Source organism: Rhodopirellula sp. JB055, assembly GCF_043100905.1.
Taxonomy (GTDB): domain Bacteria; phylum Planctomycetota; class Planctomycetia; order Pirellulales; family Pirellulaceae; genus Rhodopirellula.
In genome coordinates this window covers 1-5,856 of record NZ_JBICHO010000455.1, presented here as the reverse complement: position 1 = coordinate 5,856, position 5,856 = coordinate 1, and the positions used below count along the sequence as shown (strand labels likewise).

Genomic DNA, 5,856 nt, shown 5'->3' with positions numbered 1-5,856 from the left:
GTTTTGCGTTGTGCAGGTGTCTGCAGGTAGATCAACATGTTGCGACATGACACCAAATCGATCTGTGTGAATGGTGGGTCGTTGATCACGTTTTGCGCTGCAAAAACGACGCTTCTTCGCAGTGAATCCTTGATCGCGTACCGGTCGTCCCGGCGCATAAAGAAACGTCCGAGGCGTTCCTCTGAGACGTCGTTGAGTTGTGCTTCGGAATAGATTCCGGCGGCTGCGAATTGCAATGATCCACGGTGTGGGTCCGTTGCAAACATTTTAAAATCGAGGGCGCGTCCCGATCGCTCGATTCCTTCTCGCATCAAAATGGCGATCGAGTAGGCTTCCTCACCCGTGGCGCAACCACAAACCCAGATACGAATGGTGTCTTCCGCACGCTCAATCAGATCTGGAATGACTTCCTTTTCGAGGACATCGAATGCATCCCCGTCGCGAAAAAACTTGGTGACGCCGATCAGCAAGTCGCGATAAAGTTCGTTCACTTCATCCGCATGTTCGTTGATGTGCTCGACGTACTGGGCAAGGTTCTCCAGATGTAGCAGGTCCATTCGTCGTTGGATGCGGCGATGAACGGTCCCTGCTTTGTAGTGATTGAAATCGATCCCGTGGTTCTGCTTCAGCAGTTGAAAGACTCGTTCCAATCCGGAACGTTGGTCTTCTTCCGTGTTGTCCGGGTGTTCGTTGACCGATTTTTGTCCGTCGAACAGATATTGCTGCAACGCCTCGCCGATGTGCTCCGGTGCCAATTCGAAATCGATGCGGCCCGTGTTGCGGGCGTTCATTGGCATCGAGTCGAACTTGCATGTCTTCGGATCTTGGATGACAACCAACCCGCCGTTGTTGCTGATCTCGACAACACCACGTGAACCATCGCTACCGGTCCCGGACAGAATGATTCCAATCGCTCGCTGCCGAACGTCTTGCGCGAGTGATCGCAAGAACTGATCGATCGGATGAGTCAAGACCTTTTCGTTGCCTCGATCGGTCAGCAGCAGCTTTCCATTGCTGATCACCATCTCTTTCTTGGCGGGAATCAGATAGATGGTGTCCGGCTGGACTTGGACCCCGTTGTCGACCACTTCCACCGGGATGTTGGTGACCCGCCGAAGCAACTCGTCCATGTGGCTTTTGAAGTCCGGAGACAAGTGTTGAACGACGACAAACGACATCCCGGTGGCAACGGGCATCTTTCGAAACAATTTCTCCAGAGCTTCTAATCCGCCTGCCGAGGCGCCGATCCCAACCACATGTTGACGTGGTCTGCCTAAAGGAGTGACCTGATCCGAGGCGGTATCCAAATCGAGGGCAGTTTCGTGTGACGTGTTCGTGTCGGCCATAGATGGTGGTTGTGAAAGGACTGGTTGCCGTTCGGAAGGCCCCTTCATTCAATGGCAAGTCAAGCAACTGGCCGAGAGCCAGAGAACAGATGCTCAACGTCAAAAAGAAAGATGTGTTGACAACTTTCTCGAAACTATCAGTCTCCGGGTGACCACTCTGAACGATTTAGCACCGCGGTGAAGCGACTGCGCTCGATTGCATCGCCCGCAAATTGGATGCCGGTCCAGTGTACGAGTGTGCCAATGCATGTCAATCGATCGCGAAGACGTTCCATGAAGGCAGGGGAAGATAACGCTTTTCGCTAGACCGTTGACCGCCAAGCGACCAATGTGAAAGCGGTTGGACCAACCAGTAGGGCGAGTCTTGTGTGACTCACATCGACGTTGTGATCCGGTTCAGTCAAACTCTTGAAAGTCGGACGCGATTCGGCGAAATTTCGCGGAAACCGAGTGAGGCGAACAGGAGTGGTCGTTCACCGGTGCGGACTGGTTGTCTTGAGAGAGGAAGTTCACACACGCCATCATCTGCGCTTTCGAGACCGGCTTTTTCAGGTAGGCGCTTCCACCCAGTGCGGTGACCATCCTGCCGATCTCACCATCTTCCAAACTGCTGGAAACAATCACCGGGATGGCCGCGACGGCGTTATCAGCGTCCGCACGTATTGTCTGCAGCAAATGCAGCCCGCTGACATGCGGCATGTCGATATCGGCAATCACCAAATCCGTCGGTTCGCGGCGCAACTCCACCAGCGCGGTGGCACCGCAGGATGCGTGAACAACCGAGTAGCCGAGTTCTTGCATCCAATGCCCCAATTGTTCACGGATAACACGGACGTCATCCGCGATGACACACCGCCGAGGGTGAGCCAGATGGTTGGGCGATACTGTTGTCATACAAGCTCGAGGGCGTGGGGAGGATTCGCGAATCACAGTGTGGCCTGCGAAGCGAAATCTGTGCCAAAACCACGCCGTTTAGTTTGGCATACCAGGGTTTCTTCGCCAACGTATCACCGCGTCGGGAGGGCCTGCACCGCTCGCGTCAACGTCGGCAATTTTGTGGTTCACGATACCAGCGAACTGATTCCAAAACTGAACGTCCAGTGATCAATCTGTCCGATGACCAACCTGGTCGAGGCTCATCCCAGTTGACCACCCGAGTGCAGAATCTCAGCGTGCGAACTCAGCGGAGTTGTCACGGCCTCGATTTCGTCCGACTCAGCCGCACGTTGCAACTTCAATTCCGCCTCCTTCTCGTCCTTCGCTTTTTCCTCCAACGGTTCTTGTTCGTCCTTGAGCACCGGTTGCAATTGTAGGTCAATGAGAATCGGGAAGTGATCCGATCCAACATGCTCGAGTCGCTTCAGACCCCGGATTGTGAAGTGCGGCGAGTGAAATACATGATCGAGTGGAAAACGCATCCACAGATGGTCGGCATGAAAGGTGTTGTAAAAGCCGCGGCCACGACGAGGGTCCAACAATTGGCTGAGCCGTAGAAACAGTCGCGTTGAAGGCGACCAAGCGACGTCGTTCAAGTCGCCGCCGATCACAATCGGACGATGGTCCTCTGCCAACTCCTTGCCCCATAGCACCAACTCAGCATCCCGGGCCGTCGCGTCATTGTCTCGGATCGGCTCGGGGGGACGAGGGTGCACGCCAATCACGCGAATTGCTTCGCCACTCGGCAATTCGATCATGGTGTCAATCGAGGGAACATCATCCTGGACACGAAAACGAATCTCGCTTTCTCGGAAAGGCAATCGCGAAAGCATCGCCATCCCGTACCAGTTGTCTTGCGGGTAGACGATTTGATGGGGATAAATCGATTTCAAGCCATCCAGTGACGCCTTCCACCGTTGATCGATCTCTGCCGCGATGACCACGTCCGCATCGGTTTGCCGGACAACTTTCGACCAGTGATCGAATTCGTCGTTTTCCATTTCAACGTTCGTCATAAGCAAACGGAATCGTCGCTGGGTGCTTTCCTTTTGCGTAGCCGAAGTCGGATCCCATGTGGTTGCCTGCGTTGGTGCGACCAAGGTGTACGGCACAATCCGAAACAGGTGCCAAAGGGAAATGGCCGTTGCCAGTACGGCAATCCAAGTCCAACCGATAGCGGGATCAGCGGCAGAGAAAAAATTCACTCCCCAAAAAGCAATCGCCGCAGCGATCGTAATCAACACAATTTGAACGCGGGGAAAATCCCATGCACGGATGAACCAATGCGGATGAGAGCTGAGTGGTAAAATTGAGCCGAACGTCAGCACCGCGAAAAGTAGATAAATCGAGGCGTTGAATGTCGTGAGCATCTGGCAACGTCCCGGAGTTCGAGGAGTGGAATTCGTGGCGCTGTCTTCGCAGACCAACAAGGTTCACGATACCACGCATGAAGCGGGGACGATCTCCTGGATCTGCATTTTTGCTTTACCTCTCGGTCAACCGCTCTGCATCGTAAACATCTTGAAGAAGCATCGGGTCAATGGCTTTGTCTGAATCAGAATGGAGAACCGAGATGTCTCCAGTCGTTTCGAAGATCACCGCTTGGACCTCGTCCAAGCTGCACGTGTTCGCTTCTCGGAGCTTCCCGACCAAGTCGTTCTCCGTCAAATTGGCTCGATGAAGATTCTCATAGAGGATCGTAGAACCGGCCATCAAGAGCACGGGTTGATTGTCGATGCACGCGCTAAATCGTTTCGATCGTCGGCGCAAAAATGCGACTGCCCACTGGATCACAAACAGCGACAACAGGGCTAACGACCCGGCATACAGCGTGGGAGACGGCTGGGATATCGTGGCCCCTAAAATCGAGCCGGTCGCGATTGTCATTGCGAAGTCAGGAGCCGACATTTTGGAGAAGCTTCGCAACCCCGTGATCCGCGTGTAAACCATCACGGCGGCATAGGCAAAGAACGACGTGAGAAGGATCCCCGCGATTTCAGAGTCAGAGATATCAATCCATTTATCAAACATTTGTCGTTTTCCTTCCCAGCCGTCTCGGCATGAGACTCAGGAGCGAACAACCGAGTGCGTTGCAGGGACATGCCCCGCAGCACCGGTGCCTGGTCATCCCGAATCGAAAATAGGTTATTGCTTGATTGCTCATAACACGACGATCAATGCATGGATGATCCCAATCACCCAGAACCCGACCAGCGTCAACACAATGTTCAACAGGAATTGAGTTCCGACTCCCTTGTCCATGTACACCGCCAATGGCGGCAACAGTATCGCGAGCAGGACTTTCAAGACGGTGTTTTCGTTTCTAGCTACGGTGTTCATAGGGTTCTCCTAAAGATCGATCGGTCGGTTTGTATGGAAGCGTGCTGCAATTTCATTCAAAATCTGCAGCGAACGGGAAGCGTCGCTCAGTCGTCAGCAGGAAGATCGACATCCACATCAGGTGTTTTGATCGTTTGCTCTTCCATTCGAACGTCGACTTCAGGGGGGTCCACATCGAACTCGGGAAGCTTGCCTGAATCGCCCTCCACATCGACGTCCATCGTGGGCAGTTCGCCTTCTCGGGTTTGCTCCACATCACAACCGGTCGTTGCGAATGCAAGGGAAGCCGAAAGCAGTGTCATCAAGAATGTCTTGTTCATCATTTTCTTTCATCTGGTGACCAACCGGGCGGCGACGGACATGGTCGTAATGGAAGTTTGTTGCCGCGGTAGAGCAAGTCAGGCAAAGGGCATGCCAAGACCTAAACAACTTGCATCGTGCGGATGAAAGACTGAGAGGAAGCCACCGTGGATGGTCCTAGTTCACTGGTTTACCTCGCCGTTGAGTCTTTGGCTGAGGTCAAAACCAGCAGGCAGGTCGGTCAACGACCTGTTGGTCGGGCGAGGTTCATCCTTGATCGAAGTCCGCTCAATGGTTTCCCGCATGAGGGCGCATTCCTGCCGAACGTTTCAGCATGTTCGCTTCCGCGTTGCACGAGGAAGGTGAAGTGGCACGTTGCTTGCGTTGGTACTCCATCACTGCCCGTGCACTGATCGATCGGGCTGCCGCCCGTGTCAATCGATCGGGCGCTACTCCCTCAAGGAATGACATCATGGACAACGAAACAGGTATTGTTGAAGAGACGAAGAAGGTTGTCACCGACAAAGACCGCAAGCTCGGTGAAGAGGCCCCCGGAACACCATTCATGCTGGTTGCGTTAAGCTATCTCGCCGTGCTCGCGGTCGTTGCTGGCGTTGTTGCGATGATCATGTGGGCAGGAAACTGATGATCACTTCCTAGCATCCCGTCGATGGAATCATTCGGACCGAGATAGCGTCCGGTTCGTCTCCAGTGAGCGGGCCAGCGACCGGCGCACTTGCTTCATCCTTCCTTCGGGAAGGGGGGGGCCGCTGCAGGCTGGGGAGGGCAAACCTAAAACACGGCGTGTAGCCCTCCCTTCGCAAGTGCTCAGTCAAAGTCAAAAGGGAAGGTTGATCGCAGTGGGCGGGGGGGCGAGGGCGTGGGCGTGACCCCCGGTGAGGGTTGGTCGCCGCGGCCCCCAACCCAAAAAAAA

The 5,856-nt window shown here is 54.3% G+C and carries 7 protein-coding genes; 1 reads left to right on the top strand and 6 read right to left on the bottom strand.

What is annotated here, in order from left to right:
- The 6 genes from ACF8AM_RS17940 to ACF8AM_RS17915 all read right to left on the bottom strand — a co-directional run.
- Positions 1-1,196 (bottom strand): chemotaxis protein CheB (locus ACF8AM_RS17940; protein WP_392556961.1); only part of this gene is annotated, 1,196 nt, incomplete at its 3' end.
- A 546-nt stretch (positions 1,197-1,742) separates the two neighbouring features.
- On the bottom strand, positions 1,743-2,240 hold the full coding sequence (locus ACF8AM_RS17935; RefSeq protein ID WP_392556960.1) for a PleD family two-component system response regulator: 498 nt from the start codon (positions 2,238-2,240) through the stop codon (positions 1,743-1,745).
- A 242-nt stretch (positions 2,241-2,482) separates the two neighbouring features.
- Entirely contained in the window at positions 2,483-3,283 is an 801-nt protein-coding gene (locus tag ACF8AM_RS17930) for an endonuclease/exonuclease/phosphatase family protein (RefSeq protein ID WP_392556959.1), read from the bottom strand.
- A 484-nt stretch (positions 3,284-3,767) separates the two neighbouring features.
- The gene (locus ACF8AM_RS17925) at positions 3,768-4,313 is read right to left on the bottom strand and encodes a DUF421 domain-containing protein (RefSeq protein WP_392556958.1); all 546 of its coding nucleotides are present in this window, start codon (positions 4,311-4,313) and stop codon (positions 3,768-3,770) included.
- A gap of 129 nt (positions 4,314-4,442) precedes the next feature.
- Positions 4,443-4,622, bottom strand: a complete 180-nt coding sequence (locus ACF8AM_RS17920; RefSeq protein ID WP_392556957.1) for a YqaE/Pmp3 family membrane protein — start codon at positions 4,620-4,622, stop codon at positions 4,443-4,445.
- A gap of 86 nt (positions 4,623-4,708) precedes the next feature.
- On the bottom strand, positions 4,709-4,945 hold the full coding sequence (locus tag ACF8AM_RS17915; protein ID WP_392556956.1) for a hypothetical protein: 237 nt from the start codon (positions 4,943-4,945) through the stop codon (positions 4,709-4,711).
- Positions 4,946-5,256: 311 nt separating this feature from the next.
- On the opposite strand from ACF8AM_RS17915, the gene ACF8AM_RS17910 reads away from it, so the two are divergent.
- Positions 5,257-5,568: a hypothetical protein gene (locus tag ACF8AM_RS17910; RefSeq protein ID WP_392556955.1), complete on the top strand. Its 312-nt coding sequence runs from the start codon at positions 5,257-5,259 to the stop codon at positions 5,566-5,568.
- Positions 5,569-5,856 lie beyond the last annotated feature (288 nt).